The 15,962-nt window shown below is 67.0% G+C and carries 14 protein-coding genes, 1 tRNA gene and 1 riboswitch; of the genes, 10 read left to right on the top strand and 5 right to left on the bottom strand.

Annotation, left to right across the window (positions count from 1 at the left end; all coding sequences use genetic code 11):
- Positions 1 to 71 precede the first annotated feature (71 nt).
- The 3 genes from accD (at position 72) to BUA29_RS03865 (ending at position 3,325) form a co-directional block, all read left to right on the top strand.
- Positions 72 to 965, top strand: a complete 894-nt coding sequence (gene accD / locus BUA29_RS03875) for an acetyl-CoA carboxylase, carboxyltransferase subunit beta (protein ID WP_072755314.1) — start codon at positions 72 to 74, stop codon at positions 963 to 965.
- On the top strand, positions 962 to 2,317 hold the full coding sequence (glmM, locus tag BUA29_RS03870) for a phosphoglucosamine mutase (RefSeq protein WP_072755313.1): 1,356 nt from the start codon (positions 962 to 964) through the stop codon (positions 2,315 to 2,317). Before accD ends, glmM begins: the two co-directional genes overlap by 4 nt.
- A 69-nt stretch (positions 2,318 to 2,386) precedes the next feature.
- The gene (locus BUA29_RS03865; RefSeq protein WP_072755312.1) at positions 2,387 to 3,325 is read left to right on the top strand and encodes an isopenicillin N synthase family dioxygenase; all 939 of its coding nucleotides are present in this window, start codon (positions 2,387 to 2,389) and stop codon (positions 3,323 to 3,325) included.
- Between the two features lie 49 nt (positions 3,326 to 3,374).
- Here the strand turns inward: BUA29_RS03865 and BUA29_RS03860 are convergent, their stop codons facing one another.
- The gene (locus BUA29_RS03860; RefSeq protein WP_072755311.1) at positions 3,375 to 4,049 is read right to left on the bottom strand and encodes a DUF6445 family protein; all 675 of its coding nucleotides are present in this window, start codon (positions 4,047 to 4,049) and stop codon (positions 3,375 to 3,377) included.
- Positions 4,050 to 4,107: 58 nt separating this feature from the next.
- Here BUA29_RS03860 and tpiA point away from each other — a divergent pair, with 58 nt between their 5' ends.
- The 3 genes from tpiA to BUA29_RS03845 all read left to right on the top strand — a co-directional run bounded on the left by tpiA (position 4,108) and on the right by BUA29_RS03845 (position 5,363).
- On the top strand, positions 4,108 to 4,863 hold the full coding sequence (gene tpiA, locus BUA29_RS03855) for a triose-phosphate isomerase (RefSeq protein WP_072755310.1): 756 nt from the start codon (positions 4,108 to 4,110) through the stop codon (positions 4,861 to 4,863).
- A gap of 11 nt (positions 4,864 to 4,874) precedes the next feature.
- Entirely contained in the window at positions 4,875 to 5,240 is a 366-nt protein-coding gene (gene secG / locus BUA29_RS03850) for a preprotein translocase subunit SecG (protein WP_072755309.1), read from the top strand.
- Between the two features lie 38 nt (positions 5,241 to 5,278).
- Positions 5,279 to 5,363, top strand: a tRNA-Leu gene (locus BUA29_RS03845).
- A gap of 94 nt (positions 5,364 to 5,457) precedes the next feature.
- Here the strand turns inward: BUA29_RS03845 and pnuC are convergent.
- From pnuC to BUA29_RS03830, 3 genes are all read right to left on the bottom strand, one after another.
- Complete coding sequence (gene pnuC, locus BUA29_RS03840; protein ID WP_072755374.1) at positions 5,458 to 6,033, bottom strand: nicotinamide riboside transporter PnuC; 576 nt, start codon at positions 6,031 to 6,033, stop codon at positions 5,458 to 5,460.
- Positions 6,033 to 8,183 (bottom strand): TonB-dependent receptor, encoded by a 2,151-nt coding sequence (locus BUA29_RS03835; RefSeq protein WP_245770500.1) that lies wholly within the window; start codon positions 8,181 to 8,183, stop codon positions 6,033 to 6,035. Before BUA29_RS03835 ends, pnuC begins: the two co-directional genes overlap by 1 nt.
- 61 nt (positions 8,184 to 8,244) lie before the next feature.
- Positions 8,245 to 8,341, bottom strand: a riboswitch (TPP riboswitch).
- A gap of 117 nt (positions 8,342 to 8,458) precedes the next feature.
- Positions 8,459 to 9,598 carry a phosphotransferase enzyme family protein gene (locus BUA29_RS03830; RefSeq protein WP_072755307.1) on the bottom strand — a complete coding sequence of 380 codons (1,140 nt, stop codon included), beginning with the start codon at positions 9,596 to 9,598 and terminating at the stop codon, positions 8,459 to 8,461.
- A gap of 151 nt (positions 9,599 to 9,749) precedes the next feature.
- Here BUA29_RS03830 and BUA29_RS03825 point away from each other — a divergent pair, with 151 nt between their 5' ends.
- From BUA29_RS03825 to dapE, 3 genes are read left to right on the top strand one after another with little or no spacing between them, the layout of a single operon-like run.
- Positions 9,750 to 11,639 carry a CocE/NonD family hydrolase gene (locus BUA29_RS03825; protein ID WP_072755306.1) on the top strand — a complete coding sequence of 630 codons (1,890 nt, stop codon included), beginning with the start codon at positions 9,750 to 9,752 and terminating at the stop codon, positions 11,637 to 11,639.
- Between the two features lies 1 nt (position 11,640).
- On the top strand, positions 11,641 to 12,000 hold the full coding sequence (locus tag BUA29_RS03820; RefSeq protein WP_072755305.1) for a Spx/MgsR family RNA polymerase-binding regulatory protein: 360 nt from the start codon (positions 11,641 to 11,643) through the stop codon (positions 11,998 to 12,000).
- Position 12,001: 1 nt separating this feature from the next.
- Entirely contained in the window at positions 12,002 to 13,132 is a 1,131-nt protein-coding gene (dapE, locus tag BUA29_RS03815) for a succinyl-diaminopimelate desuccinylase (protein ID WP_072755304.1), read from the top strand.
- Here the strand turns inward: dapE and BUA29_RS03810 are convergent, their stop codons facing one another.
- Complete coding sequence (locus BUA29_RS03810; protein ID WP_143148794.1) at positions 13,133 to 15,511, bottom strand: penicillin acylase family protein; 2,379 nt, start codon at positions 15,509 to 15,511, stop codon at positions 13,133 to 13,135.
- Between the two features lie 221 nt (positions 15,512 to 15,732).
- Here BUA29_RS03810 and BUA29_RS03805 point away from each other — a divergent pair.
- The coding region (locus BUA29_RS03805) for a helix-turn-helix domain-containing protein (RefSeq protein WP_218587154.1) at positions 15,733 to 15,962 on the top strand (230 nt) is incomplete at its 3' end.

Genomic DNA, 15,962 nt, shown 5'->3' with positions numbered 1-15,962 from the left:
CCTCTCCGCCCGGGCGGGCCGCCTGCGCAGGCCGCCGGGCATTCACATTTCAGAACGGTGTTCGAGATCACATGAGCTGGCTCAAGAAACTGGTGCCGACATCCGGTATCCGCACCGCGGTGAGTGGTGAACGCAAACGCAGCGTTCCCGAAGGCGTGTGGGAAAAGTGCGAGCACTGCGGGGCCGCGCTGTACCGCCCGGAGCTGGAGGAAAACCTCGAGGTCTGCCCCAAGTGCGGCTTCCACATGCCGATCCGTGCGCGGGTGCGGCTGGCGGCCTTGCTGGACGACGGTCAGGGAGAGGAGATCGGGGCTGCGCTGGGGCCGGTCGATGTGCTCCGCTTCAAGGACCAGAAAAAATATTCCGAGCGAATCAAGGCAGCGCAGAAGAGCACCGGTGAGCGGGATGCCCTGGTGGCGCTGGAAGGCCGGCTGATGGGGCGGCCACTGGTCGCGGCAGCGTTTGATTTCGCCTTCATGGGCGGCTCGATGGGCTCGGTGGTGGGTGAGCGCTTTGCTTTGGCTGCCGAGCGTGCGCTGGAGCGGCGTTGCCCGTTCGTGTGCTTCTCCGCCAGCGGCGGTGCGCGCATGCAGGAAAGCCTGTTCTCATTGATGCAGATGGCCAAGACGTCGGCGGCGTTGGGCCGGCTGCGGGCGGCCGGGGTGCCGTATATCTCGGTGCTGACCCATCCCACCACCGGCGGTGTGTCGGCCAGCTTTGCCATGCTGGGGGATCTCAACATCGCCGAGCCGGGCGCGCTGATCGGGTTTGCCGGCCAGCGGGTGATCGAACAGACCGTGCGCGAGAAGTTGCCGGAAGGCTTTCAGCGCAGCGAGTTTCAGCTGCAGCACGGGATGGTGGATCAGATCGTCGATCGGCGTCGGATGCGCGAGCATCTGGCCCATGTGCTGGCCCTGCTGATGCGGCAGCCGGCGCCCTCGGCCACGGAGGGGCAGGCGGCATGAGTCGGCGCTACTTCGGGACCGATGGCATCCGCGGCCGGGTGGGCGAGCCGCCGATCTCCGCTGATTTCGTGCTGCGCCTGGGCAATGCCTATGGCCATGCCCTGGCGGCCGCCGCGCGTGACCGCCAGGAATGGCGCAAGCCGATGGTGGTGATCGGCAAGGACACCCGGATCTCCAACTACATGTTCGAAGCGGCGCTGGAAGCCGGGCTGGTGGCCGCCGGCGTGGACGTGCAGCTGATGGGGCCGATGCCGACCCCGGCGGTGGCCTACCTCACCCGCTCGCTGCGCGCCGATGGCGGCATCGTCATTTCCGCCTCGCACAATCCCCATCACGACAACGGCATCAAGTTCTTCTCGGCCCAGGGCGAAAAACTTGACGATGCCACCGAGCTGGCCATCGAAGCCGCGCTGGATGCGCCGTTTTCGACCGTCCCGTCAGAACGGTTAGGCAAGGCCGTCCGCACCCGCGATGCGGTCGGCCGGTATGTCGAAGCCTGTAAAGGATCGGTGCCGAAAGGGTTTCAGTTGGGCGGCCTGCACATCGTGGTCGATTGCGCCCATGGCGCGACCTACCAGCTGGCACCACTGGTCTTGCGCGAGCTGGATGCGCGGGTGGACGCAATCGGAGTCGAGCCGAACGGGCTCAACATCAACGAGGGCGTGGGTTCCACCCACCCCGAGGCGCTGGCCGCGCGCGTGCGCGCCACCGGCGCCGCGCTGGGGATTGCCTTCGACGGCGATGGCGACCGCGTGCTGTTCGTCGATGCCGACGGCCAGGTGCGCGATGGCGACGACCTGCTCTATGTGCTGGCCTGCGACTGGCAGGCCACCGGCCGCCTGCGCGGCCCGGTGGTCGGCACGCTGATGTCGAACTATGGCCTGGAGCAGGCGCTGACTGCGCGCGGGATCGGCTTCGTGCGCGCCCGGGTGGGGGACCGCTATGTGCACCAGCAGCTCCTGGCGCACGGTGGCGTGCTGGGGGGTGAGACCAGCGGCCACATCCTTTGTCTGGATCGCGCCAGCACCGGCGACGGCATCATCAGTGCCCTGCAGGTGCTGGAGGTGTTGCAGCGGCGTGGCATCACCCTCGCCGAGGCTGTGCAGGGGCTGCGCAAGCTGCCGCAGAAGACCGTCAATGTGAAGATCGCGCCCGGCACGCGTCCGGCCGAGGCGGCGTCCGTGCAGGCCGCCCTGGCCGAGGCGCAGCGTGCCGTGGCCGGCCGCGGCCGCGCGTTCCTGCGGCCGTCGGGCACCGAGCCGGTGGTGCGGGTCACCGTCGAGGCGGATGATCCAGCCCTGGTCGATCGCACCCTGCAAGCCTTGGCCGAGGCGGTGCGCGCCGCGGTTTGAGGCAGATCAAGCCGCCCCTGACGGGCGGGCCCCATCATGAGCACTTCCGTATAGATGGACGAGCACACTATGAGCGAGATTCACATTCCCACCCTGGACATCCGCCGGTTCGAGACCGACCGCGATGCATTCGTGGCCGAGCTGGGGGCTGCCTACCGCGAGTGGGGGTTCGCTGGCATCCGTGGCCATGGCATCCCGCAGGACGTCATCGACGGCGCCTACGATGCCTTCGTCGCCTTCTTCGCTTTGCCGGAGGAGGTCAAGCGTAAATACCACGTGCCTGGTGGCGGTGGTGCCCGCGGCTATACCCCGTTTGGCATTGAGACCGCCAAAGGGTCGCAGTACTACGATCTCAAGGAGTTCTGGCACGTCGGCCGCGAGACGCGCGATGAAAAATATGCCGATGTGATGCCACCCAACCTGTGGCCGGAAGAGGTGCCGGAGTTTCGCCCGCGTGCCCTTGCGCTGTACGCAGCCCTTGATGCACTCGGTGCGCGGGTGCTGTCTGCGCTGGCCCTGCATCTGGGGCTGCCCGAGGACTATTTCGCCGACAAGATCGACAACGGCAACTCCATCCTGCGGCCGATCCACTACCCGCCGATCACCAGTGCGGAAATCCCCAATGTCCGTGCGGGCGCCCACGAGGACATCAATCTGATCACCCTGCTGGTCGGTGCCAGCGCGGAAGGGCTGGAAGTGTTGTCGCGCAAGGGTGAGTGGATCCCGTTCACCGCCGATGCCGACACCATCGTGGTCAATATCGGTGACATGCTGCAGCGATTGACCAACCACGTGCTGCCTTCCACCACCCATCGCGTGGTCAATCCGCCGGGCGAGAAGGCGCGGCAGCCGCGCTATTCCACGCCGTTCTTCCTGCATCCAAACCCGGACTTCGTGATCGACGTGTTGCCCAACTGCGTCAGCGCTGACAATCCCAGCCGTTATCCCGAGCCGATCACGGCGCAGGGGTATCTGGAAGAGCGGCTGCGGGAAATCAAGCTCAAGTGAGCCATCCGGCAAGCGGGCGCGTTACCTGCGCGCTTGCCGGAACACGCGTTCACATCCCCATCCAGAAAAACACCGCCGCCATCCGCTCATCCTCCAGCACGCTGCCGAAATAGGCGGTGGCGCTGTGGATCATGGCGGCGGTGTAGAGCAGCAGGCGGTTGAAGCGGTTGGGGATGCGGACGTCCTCGACAAAAGAGCCCGGCGGCACGAAGCGGGTGCCGAGCGCATCGACCAGGTTGTCGTAAGGTTTGGTGACGGTGTTGCCGCCGAGCTGCCCGTTCGGGAGCCGTTGGCGGTAGAAACTGGTGCCGCATGCCTCGGGTGCGTCGGGCGTCAGATACAGCACCGCCGCAAACCGGCAGAGCGAGCGCGAGTCGGTATGCGGTTTGGCCTGGGCCTCATGTGCCCCGACCACCTGTACGCAGTTGTGGTTGAGGGTCTTGCCGTTGGGTGCCGGCTGCACCCACAGCTTGCGCACGCCGGTGGCCTGGCGGACGCGGGCTTCCACGTTGGCCAGTTCGTCCGGCAGCAGCGCTGGAATGGCGCGCCGGCCCGGCCAGGTTTCGCCGCTGTAGGGAAAGCCCAACTCCCAGTCCGGCTTGGTAAGGCAACGCCGACGGACTTCATTAGGATCAGGCAGGACATCGTCGAACACCCAGTAATCGCGCCCTTCGGTGGGTTTGCGGTAGGGCAGGACGCGCATCATCGGCAGCGGGCGGGACATGGCATATCCGGGTAGGACTGGGTTGCTAAACTTGCCATTTTCCGCAGGGGAATGCTGCATGCGCCGCAAAATCGTCGCCGGAAACTGGAAACTTCATGGCAACCGCGCCTTTGCTGCGGCGCTGGTGGCGGAACTCGCCGCCGCGCGGCCGAGCGGAGTCGAGCTGCTGGTGTTTCCGCCGTACCCGTACCTGGCCGAACTGGCCGGGCCGTGTGCCGCCGCTGGAATCGGGCTGGGTGCGCAGGACGTCAGTGCCCATGACAAGGGGGCTTACACCGGCGAAGTGGCGGCGGCGATGCTGGCCGATGTCGGTGCCCACTACGTGCTGGTGGGGCATTCCGAACGCCGTCAGTACCACGGCGAGAGCAGTGCGCTGGTGGCGGAGAAGTTTGCCGCCGCGCAGGCGGCCGGCCTGGTGCCGGTGCTATGCGTGGGCGAGCGTCTGGAGGAACGCGAGGCTGGGCAGACCGAGGCGGTGATCGCCGCGCAACTGCAGCCGGTGCTGGAGCGCGTTGGGGTGGCGGCGTTCAGTCGAGCCATCGTGGCCTATGAGCCCGTCTGGGCCATAGGCACCGGGCACACCGCAAGCCCGGCGCAGGCGCAGGCCGTGCACGCCTTCATCCGTGGCCAAATCGCCGCGCTGGATGCTAAGATTGCCGACTCGCTGCCGCTGCTGTATGGCGGGAGTGTCAAGCCCGACAACGCCGCCAGCCTGTTTGCCCAGGCCGACGTGGATGGCGGGCTGGTCGGCGGTGCCTCGCTGGTGGCGGCCGATTTCCTGGCCATCGCCCGCGCGGCGGCCCCTCATACCTGAGAACGCACGACATGCTGCTGCAACTCGTCAACATCCTCTATGTGCTGGTGGCCGTCGGCATCATCGCCTTCGTGCTGCTTCAGCAAGGCTCCGGCGCGCAGGCCGGCTCCGGTTTCGGTGGCGGTGCCTCGGCCACCGTATTCGGCGCGCGTGGGGCGTCCAACTTCCTGAGCAAGACCACCAAGTGGCTGGCGGTCGCCTTCTTCACGATCAGCATGGGGATGGCGGTGTATGCCAGCAAGCAGGCCAAGACCGGCCCGGTCAAGGCTGATCTGGGTGTGATGGCTCGGCAGGTGCAGGTTCCCAGCATGCCGGCACAGCCGCAGACCGACGGCACTCCGTCGGCGCCGGCTGCTCCGACGGCACCGAATAAGTGACGGAATCGAAGTCAGCGCTTAAACTCTTAGTACGCATTGCCCAGGTGGCGGAATTGGTAGACGCACTACCTTGAGGTGGTAGCGACGCAAGTCGTGGGGGTTCGAGTCCCCCCTTGGGCACCAGCAGATTGCTCCGGAAATGTCTGTACATGTCCGGAGGCTTCAAGAAAACCCGCCACGTCGGCGGGTTTTTTCTTGCCTGAGGCGACCGTGGGGTTCACCTGTCTGTTGCCATTGCTTCGGCCTGCGCACGGGTCCAGGCGCGCAGGCCGAGGATGGCCAGCACGATGAAGCCGGCGTAAAGCGCGGCGGTGATGTAGAGCTGCTTGACCAGGAACATGCCGACATAGGCGGTATCCACCGCGATCCACATCCACCAGGCGGCGGTATGACGGCGGTTTTGCCAGAACTGACCGACCAGGCTGAGTGCGGTCAGCAAGGCATCCAGCCAGGGCAGGGCCGCATCGGTATAGCGATGCATGATCGCGCCCAGCAGCAGGCCGCCACTGATGCCGGTGAGCAGGTGGCGCAGCGCGGCCGCTCGGGGCAGTGGGGCCACCTGCACGTGTCCGCTGGCGTCCAGATGTTGTTGCCAGCGGCGCCAACCAATGATCAGCATGCCGATCCAGAACAGTTGTAGCAGGACTTCCGAATACAGCCTGGCCTGCCAATAGACCCACAGGTACACGCAGACCGACGCCAGCCCCACCGGGTAGCACCATGGGGTGCGGCGGGTGGTCAGCCAGACCGCGCTGATGCTGAGCAGGGCCGCCAGCAGTTCGTGCGCGGGCATCACCATGCCACGCGCACGCTCAGCCGGGCCAGACGCGGGGCACCGGGGAACAGATACGTGTCGCCGTAGGCGCTGCCGACATCGCGCCAGTACACGCGGTTGAACAGATTGTCGATGCCCAGCTGCACGGTGGTTTCGCGCTGGCCCCATGCCCCTTGCCAGCGCAGGCCGGCGTCGAACACGTCGTAGGCCGGTGCCCGTACGTGTCCGTCGGCGGTCGCCGGGTTGGCGGCTGCATGTCGCCAGCCGCCTTGCAGGGCCAGCGTCGGTGTCAGTTGGTAATCGAGGTGCAGGCTGGCTCGCCAGGCCGGGACGTTGGCCAGGCTATGGCCTTCATAGGCGGGGACACCGGTGCCGCTGGCACGTGCGCGCAGCAGCGTGAGGCTGGCGGTCAGACGCAGGCGCTGGGTCAGTGCGCCATCGGCCGACACTTCCAGACCGCTGCGCTGTTCTTGGCCCTGCTGGACGAAGGTGAACCCGGCGCTGCTGCTGTCCGGCTGGGCAAACTGGTATGGCTGGCGCATGCGGAACAGTGCCAGCCCCAGCGCGAGATCATCGTGCCAGCGGTACTTGGCGCCCGCTTCCAGCTGGTGGGTGCGGCGTGGAGGCAGCATGTCGCCGTCATTGCTGGTCCAGAACGGGGCTTCCTTGCCGAGCGCGATGCCTTCGCTGTAGCTGGCATACAGGGTCAGATCCGGTTGGCCCTGCCAGAGCAATGCCACCTGTGGCAGGGTCTGGCGCAGGTGGGTGGTGCGGGTGACATGGCCGTGCTTGTCACGTGCGGTTTCGTCGAGATCGACGCGCTGTGCGCCTGCCAGCAGCTGCCAGCCGTCGGCAAGCTGGATGCGGTCGAGCATGAAAGCAGCGCGTTGCCAGCTGTCCAGCCGGCGCATGCGCGGCCCGGGCTGGCGCGGGGACGGGGCGTACACCGGCGGCTCTGGGTCATTGATATTCGCGCTGCCGACGTAGTCGTTGACGCTGGCTCGACGGGTGATGCTGCGGTGGAATGCCTGCAGGCCCAGGCTCAGGGTATGTTGCCAACCGCCGGTGGCAAAGCGGCCCTCGAGGGTGGCGCGGGCGCTGTCGGCCACTCGGGTGTCGTCGGGGCTGCGGTAATCGTAGATGTCGTATTCGCCGTTCGGGCCGAAGTGGTTGCCGGGCAGCGTGGCGCAGGCCGCCACGTAATAGCAGCCGTAGGCGAAGGCCACATTGTCATCGATCGTGCTGCGGCTGCGGCCTGTGGCGAGGCGGAGCGTCCAGCCGTTGTCGAAGGCATGGGTCAGGCGTGCGCTGGCATTGGTGGACACGATGCCCACCGGTTGCTGCCAGGGCTGGTATCCCAACATTCGGGTCGGATCCGGATGCGGCGGCAGACTCTGCCCGCCCAGCAGCTGGTAGCCGGAGACCGAGCGTTGTGCGCTGTCCTGGTGGTTGACATCCAGCAGCACCCAGGTGCGCTCTGACGGTTGCCAGTCGGCGGCCAGGGCGTAGGCAGTGCGGCGGCCGTCGGCGTGGTGGACGTAGCTGTGCAGGTCCTCCCAGGCCAGATTGGCGCGCACACCGAAGTCTGGCCTGAGCCAGGCGCCCGCATCGAGTGCGGCGTAGCGTGAGCCGTGCGAATCGGTGCCCAGGGTCAGGGTGCGCACGTCTTGCGGACGCTTGCTGACGACGTTGATCAGACCGCCCGGTTCGACGACGCCGGCATCAAGTCCCGCCAGGCCCTTGAGTACCTCGACCTGCGCTTTGTCCTCCGGCATCAGCAACTGCTCGCCGGTCAACAGCAGGCCGTTGAAGCGGTAGCCGCTGCCCAGGTCCAGCGGATAGCCACGGATGTTGAGATTCTGGTAGTAGCCCACCGGCGCATAGCTGTCGCCAAGTGAGGCGTCCTCGCGCGCCAGTTCGCTCAGGCTACGAACCTGGCGTGCGTCGAGGCGATCGCGACCAATCACGTCCAGGCTGGCCGGAGTGTCGTGTGGTGTGGCCGCACCCCAGGCCTGCAGCCCGGAGTCGGCGTTCGAGCGTTGGCCTTGTACCTGCACCGCCGGCAGGCGACGGATGGGGGACGTGTCCGGAGTCTTTTGCGGGTCATTGCCGGTGGCATGGGCCAGCAGCGGCAGCAGGGCAAGCAGCAGGGGGGAACGGGTGCGCATGGTCGTCGTCATCGTCGGTAAAGGGGCAACGAAGCGACGGCGAACGGGCATGCCATGGGCACGCCGTTCCGAGCAAGCTCCCTACGCCGGTATGACCCGGATCAGGTTCCAAGGGACTCTCTCAGCCCGGATGGCACCGGGCACCCCCGCTTCTTGTCAACATTGAAGCATGCCGGGGCGGCAGCAGGCCAGTGCCGGTCCTCGTCAGGTCTGAACACGCCCATCCGGGACGCATGCGGCATCACCCATCGTGTTCATAGGTCGGGGATCTGAGATCAGCCGTTGGGTGCGCCACGGAGTGCAGTGAGCAGCGCCTGCGCCTGGGGTTGGGCAAACCAGGCATGGTGGTCGAGCAGGAACCCGTGCCAGGTGACATCGGCCATCTGCGGTTGCTGCAGCACGGCGTGGAAATACTCCAGTTCCGACAGGGCAAACTCCAGATGGATCAGCGGCAGCAGGTCGGTCAGCAGGGCGCGTGTCGGGGCATCCAGCGGCCGGTGGCGGGCATAACCTTCGAGCAGGCCAAGGGCGATTTCCGGCCAGACCGGGCGTCGTACCGGATCCGGCTCCAGCCAGCCGATGGCATTGCGTTCGATGGCGGTGGCCAGATCCAGCAGGGCGAAGGTCGGTGCACACAGGCCGAAATCGAGGATGGCGGCAACCTCGGCCTCATTGCCGTCCGTGTTCCAGCACAGGTTGGACACGTGCCAGTCGCCGTGGGTCCATAACACGGGCAGGGCGGCCAAGCGGGGCTGCACGGTTCGCAGGGCCTCGGCCAGCGGCGCCAGGGCATGACGCCAGTCGCGCTCGGCCAGCGCCGCGGCCAGCCCCGGACGTACGGTGCAGGCATCGGCGATGGCCGCCAGCAGGTCGTCGGACCGCAGCAGTTGGGCGCTGCTGACCAGCAGTGACGTGCTGCGTGCTGGTGCCGTGTAGCTTTGGGCGGCGGTATGCAGCCGCGCCAGCATTGCACCAGCGGCGCGGGCATGGGCGGCCGAGGTCGGAGGTGTCCACGAGGGCGCATCGCGGTACAGGTCCAGGCCCGCAGCGGGAGCGTGGACTTCGTATGTCCAGTCGCCACAGGCGATCGCGGTGCGGCCCTGGGCATCGGTGAGCACGTGCGGGACAGGCAGCCCCTGTGCGCGCAGATGGGCGATGAAGGCATGCTCCTCGCTCAGGGCGGCAGCGGTACGCACGCGCCGATGATGGCGCTTGACGAATACCTCGCCCGCGGTGGTTTGTACCCGTGCGGCGGCCGAAAACGGCCGCGGGCTGTGCCAGTGCAGCCGTACCGGGCCGCGCAGGTCGGTAAACGCGGCCAGCACGGTGGCGACTTCATCGGGACGCAGCGGCGGCCAGTCGGGTGGGGCGGGATGACCGTCCCAGCCGTGGGCCAGATGCGGGCGGTGGCTCATCGCGGATTCTGCCGAGAGGGGTGGGGATTATGAAACCTGTGCAGACGCGAGAATGATGGTTCTGATCAGCCTGGGCAAAGATGCGTTCGCACGCATCCCTGTGACATGCTTGGCAAGCACGCGCACGAGCGCATTGTTGAGGCGTCTTGCAATGAAGACATCATGGTTGGCCACCCTGCTGGCGACTGCCCTGACGGTGGCGTCTGCCCATTCCACCCAGGATTTATCGCGCTACAGCGACGAGGGGCTGCGAGCAGAGCTGGCCGAGATCGCCGATGCCGACATCGCGCTACTGGTGCCGATGCGCGACGGGGTGGGGCTGTCCACCAACATCTGGCGGCCGAAGGGCGCCCGCGGCCCGTTGCCGACCATCCTGTGGAAGACGCCGTACAACGAGCATGTCCTGCGCGGCAGCACCGCCCGCTATGCACTGGAGGCGGTGCGGCGTGGCTATGTATTCATCGTGCAGAACGAGCGTGGCCGCTACTTCAGCCAGGGCAAATACGAAATCCTCGGGTACCCGCAGACCGATGGCTACGACATGCTGAGCTGGATCGCCAAGCAGCCGTGGTCGAACGGCAAGGTGGGCACGCTGGGGTGCTCGTCATCGGCGGAATGGCAGCTGGCGCTGGCGGCGATGAACCACCCGGCGCATGCGGCGATGGTGCCGATGGCTGCCGGTGCGGGCATCGGCAAGGTCGGCCCGTTCTGGGAGCAGGGTAATTTCTTCACTGGCGGCGTGCCGCGCACCCTGTTCGCAGTGTGGATGTACGGGGTGGACAACCCGCTGCGCGCGCAGATCCCCGATACCGTCACCGGGCCACTGCGTGCGCGCATCGCCCAGTACAACGATCTGGACGCCAAGAAGCCCGAGGTGGATTGGAAGAAGCACATCTGGCACCTGCCGTATGCCGAGCTGCTGTCCTCGCTGGGCGAACCGCCCGGCACGTTCGAACAACAGATCGCGCGCACGCCGGGCGACCCGGCCTGGAAGACCGGCGGCCTGTATGACGATTCGATGGGCTGGGGCGTACCGGCGCTGTGGTTCAACAGTTGGTATGACGTCTCCATCGGGCCGAACATGGCGCTGTACAACCACGCTCGCAGTGTCAACACAGACCCCGAGGCCAGCGCCCATCAGTACGTGGTGGTGGGGCCGAACCCGCACTGTCAGTTCGCCCGTCTAAGCAAGGATTACAAGGTGGGCGATCGCGCCATGGGCGATGCCAGTTTTCCGGTGGATGCGCAGATCTGGGCGTTCTTCGACCGCTGGCTGAAGGGCAACCCCAAGGCGTTCCCGGACAACACGCCGCATGTGCGCTATTTCACGATGGGCGCCAACCGCTGGCAGGCCGATGCGCAGTGGCCGCCGAAGGCCGCGCAGCCGGTGCGCATGTACCTGCATTCGCAAGGGCACGCCAACGCACTGTATGGCGATGGCGTGCTGTCGTTTGATCCGCCCGGAAAAGATGAGCCCAACGACACCTACCGCTACGATCCGGCCAACCCGGTGCCCACCATCGGCGGTGGCGATTGCTGCAACGGCGGCCTGGTGGTGCCCGGCGCGTTCGACCAGCGCCCGGTGGAAGTGCGACAGGACGTGCTGGTCTATACCAGCGCGCCGTTGGAGGCGCCGCTGGAGGTCACCGGCTTCGTCAATGCGGTGCTGAGCGTGTCGTCCAGTGCGAAGGACACCGACTTCGCAGTGAAGCTGGTGGACGTCGCACCCGACGGCACGGCCTGGATCATCGGCGACACCATCCTGCGTGCGCGTTACCGCGACAGCTACGTCAAACCGACGCTGATGCAGCCGGGGACGGTGTATGTGCTCAAGCCCACCCCGATCACCACCTCCATCCAGTTCGGCAAGGGCCATCGCATCCGGGTGGAGATCACCAGCTCCAACTTTCCCAAGTTCGCCCGCAACCTCAATACCGGCGGGCCGAACGAAACCGAACGCGCGGCGGTGGTGGCGGACAACGCCGTGCACCACTCGGCCGCGCATCCCAGCTACATCGAACTGCCGGTGGTGAAACGCTGACATGGCCGCGACCCTGTACGGATTGAAGAACTGCGACACCTGCAAGAAGGCGCTCAACTGGTTGCAGCGCTTCGGCATCGACCATGTGTTCGTGGACTACCGCGACGTGCGGCAGTCGCCGGAGACGCTGCTGGCGTGGAAGGATGCGGTGGGCGGCTGGGACGCGCTGATCAACAAATCGTCGACCACCTGGCGCCAGCTGCCGCCGCAGCGCAAGACGCCCGGCACCGATCCGGAATGGACGCTGCTGCTGAAGGAGTACCCGCAGCTGATCCGCCGCCCGGTGGTGGTGTTGGACGATGGCACCGTGTCGCAGGGCTTTTCCGACAACGGCTTCAAAAAACTGTTCGGAGCGGGGTGAGATGCGCAACGTCCTCGCGCTGGCCTGCGACCTCATCGCCCAGCCGTCGGTGACGCCGGACGACGCCGGTTGCCAGCGCCTGATCGCGGCGCGGCTGCAGGCGGCGGGGTTTGCCATCGAACACCTGCGCTTTGGTGCCGTGGACAACCTTTGGGCCAGCCACGGCAGCGGCGGCCCGGTGTTGCTGCTGCTGGGGCATACCGATGTGGTGCCGCCTGGGCCGCGCACGGCCTGGGCCAGCGACCCGTTCGTGCCGGAGATCCGCGATGGCGTGCTGTACGGCCGTGGCGCCGCCGATATGAAGGGCAGCGTGGCGGCATTCGTGGTGGCGCTGGAGCGTTTCGTCGCCGCGCATCCGGAGCATCCGGGCACGGTGGCGCTGCTGCTGACTTCGGATGAAGAAGGCGATGCCATCGACGGCGTGCGCAAGGTGGCGGAGGTGTTGCGCGAACGCGGCCAGCGCATCGACTGGTGCATCACCGGCGAGCCGTCGTCGCAGGAAATCCTGGGCGACCTGCTTCGCGTCGGCCGGCGCGGCACGCTGTCGGCCACATTGACCGTGCGCGGCATCCAGGGGCATGTGGCCTATCCGGAGAAAGCGTGCAACCCGATCCACCAGGCGCTGCCGGCGTTGGTCGCGCTGGCCGGGCGCCGCTGGGACGAAGGCTACGAGAGTTTCCCGCCCACCTCGTTGCAAATCAGCAATATCCACGCCGGCACCGGCGCCAACAACGTCATTCCGGGTGAGCTCCAGGTGCTGTTCAACTTGCGCTACAACCCGCACTGGCGCGCCGAGCAATTGGAAGCCGAATGCGAAAAGATCCTGCGTGGGCATGGGCTGGACTACGCCATCCACTGGCATCGCGGCGGCGAGCCGTTCTACACCCCGGAAGGGCGGTTGCGCGCCACCGCACGGGACGTGTTGGCGCAGGTGTGCGGCCGTGCCCCGGAGGAAAGTACCGGCGGCGGCACGTCGGATGCCCGCTTCATCGCGCCGCTGGGCGCGCAGTGCATCGAGATCGGCCCGGTCAATGCCAGCATCCACCAGGTGAATGAGCATGTGCGGGTCGCCGACCTCGAGGCGCTGCCTGGGGTGTATCTGCGCCTGATCGAACGGCTGCTGGTTGGCTGATCACGGCATTGCAGGCTGCAATACCAGCGTGTGACGGGCCGGGCCTGGCAGGAAGGGTGTCGGTCGGCCCTGAACCCAATCCGCATGACCTGCGCCCCAGAACGGCGACAACGGATGACTGCTCTGGCCACCGGGCATGTGAAACAGGCCATCGGCTTCATGCCCAGGCGCCACCACCATGCGTTCCGAGGCGCCAAAGTTGGGACGTGCCACCCGCGGCACGAGGCCATCGCCGGCCAGCGGCTGTGCGGGTATGCACAGCCAGCGCTTGCCCAGCCACGGAATGGCGGCGGCCAGCGGATGGCAGATCGCCGCGGTGTTCTGTTCGCCCCAACTGCGCTGCGTCAGTGGGCCTTGCTGTTGCAAGGTGTGACGCACTTCCATGGCGGCGTCCTCGAACAGCGCGTCCCAGCTTGAGAACTTGCGCGGCAGCAGGTGCGCCGGTCGCTGGCTGACCAGCGGCCAGGCGATGCCTTCCAGTTGCGGCAGCGTGGGCATGACGAAGGCATCGCCCAGCGCCGCCCGTGCCGGTGCGGTCAGACCCTCGGCGATACGTTGCTGCACGGCCTGTCGCCAGGCACGCACGATGCGGTAGCTGACCGATGTCGGTTCGGCCCGCCCCTGCCAGGGGTGTGCCGCGGCGGCCAGTGCGGTCAAGGCCGGTGTGCCGGCGACTCGGGCGCGTTCCAACAGCAGTTGCTGCCAGGGTGTCAGCAGCACGGCGCGGTCGTCGAGCTGGATGGCCAGCAGGTCGTGTTCACGGAAGCGGTTACGGCGCTGCAAATCGTCGCGGATCTGTGCGGCGCGGATGCCCAGCGCGTAGCCACCGTCACCCACCCGCGCGAGATCAGGGCCGTCCAGCACACGGGCGTTGGCGGTCCACAGCCGCGCATGCTGCGGTGAACGCAGGACTAACGCCCCGCCGCTGCTCAGTGGCCATGGCGGGCAGTCCTCATGACGCGGATCTTCGACGCTGGTGGCCAGCGTGCAGGTCGGCGCACGTTGGGGAATGGGGCCAAGCAGGCGCCAGGCGATCTGGCCGTGCTGATCGGCGATCACCATGTTCTGGGTCGGCATGGCCACGGTGTCGGCGATACGCAGGGCTGCATCAAGATCAGGTGCCTGCGCGAACCGCGACAGCTCAAGGTTGAGGGCGCCGGGCAGGTGGGCCGCCCAGCGCAGGGTCAGCACACTGCCGTCGGGTTGCCGCTGCAGGACGGGCCCCCAGTCGCTTTGTTCCACCGTCAGCGTGATCGGCTTGCCACCGGCGACGTCGATCCGTTCGACATGCCGCACCAGCGGGACGCAGCCGGGGCTGGCATACCGGCCGCAGGGCTGCTCCCGCTTCCAGTCCATGGTGTCGATGTAGCTGTTGGTGAAGCCCCAGGCGATCCGGCCGTTGCTGCCGACCACCACCAGCGGCAGTCCGGGCAGGGTGACGCCCTGGACCTCGACCTTGCCGCCGGGGGCGGCCGGATCGGGGTAGCGCAAGCGCGCCCGGAACCAGATGTTGGGCACGCGCAGGGTCAGGTGCATGTCGTTGGCGACGATCGCGCGTCCGTCGGCGGTCAGTGCGCCGGCCACCGCGAAGTTGTTGCTGCCCGGCGTGTCGTGGTTCGTGTGTGGGGCGGCTTCAGACGGCACAAATGGCAGGGTGCGCAGATCCACCTGGGTGGCAGTCGGCAGACGCGCATCGCCGCGTGGCGCGCCTTGCAGTGGGGCGTCCCAGCGCGAGCCGTCGTGCGTCAGCAGCGCGTACAGTGCCGGCGGCAGGTATGGGCGCATCCGCCACAGTGCCAGCGCATCCGGATCGGTCCCGCCCTGCAGATCGAAATACATCGCCATCGCCACCAGCGGAGTGTCCTCCACGCGCCAGGGGGCTGGCGTCTGCCGCAGCAGCAGGTAGGGCCATGGCCGGACGCGCAGTGCCTGCAGTCCGGCGTTGACGCCTGCCACGTAGGCATCGAGCTGAGCACGTTGGCCGCTTGCAATGGACGGCAGGGCATGACTGACCCTGGCGCGCAGCCGGTGCAAGCGATGCTGCTGATCCAGTGTGAGTGCCTTCGGGCCGACCAGCGCGGCCAGCTCGCCGGCGGCACTGCGCCGCATCAGATCCATTTCGAAATAGCGTTCCTGGGCATGCACATAGCCCAACGCACGCAAGGCATCGGCTTGGCTCTGCGCTTCGATGGTGACCGTGCCAAGAGCGTCGCGTGTGACCGTCACCGGCGCGGTCAGGCCTGGCAATGTCATCTGGCCATCAAGCGTCGGCAGGCTGCCGCGCAACAGCCACCACATGGATATGCCCAGGGTGAGCAGGAGCAGCAGCAATGCCAGTGTCAGGCGTCTGGCCCAGACCGGGGTGCGCAGGATGGGCATGGTCGGCGGACTCGAATGGGGGTCTTGAGGGCGAGCATAAAGGAACCTCAATCAGGCCAGACGCCACTGGCCTGGGGGATCGGTCGGCGCATGCAAGTGCTGCATAAGTTCAAACACCTTTGGCACTCCTTCGAAGCAGGAGGAGCGCCATGCAAGTGCACCATGCCGGGTACCGAATCCGGGGGTTCTATCGAATAGCCGCCTTGGGTCATCTTTGGGCAATGACCCCCAAAGACGCCCAACGAAGGCTGCACATCCTGCGCTTCTGGGGCACACACGGCCTCGAAGCCACCCAAGACGCCTTCGACGTGTCCCGGCGCACGCTCTACCGGTGGAAGCAGGCCCTGCGCGAACAGGGCGGCAATCCCGCCGCCTTGGCCGCTCGATCCTGCGCGCCCAAACGCCGGCGCACGCCCAAGACCGACCCACGGCTGGTGGCGGAAATCCGCAG

This window comes from Thermomonas hydrothermalis, assembly GCF_900129205.1.
GTDB classification, from domain to species: Bacteria; Pseudomonadota; Gammaproteobacteria; order Xanthomonadales; family Xanthomonadaceae; genus Thermomonas; species Thermomonas hydrothermalis.
The sequence above is the reverse complement of the archived record's forward strand: the minus strand, read 5'-3'. Positions and strand labels throughout refer to the sequence as shown.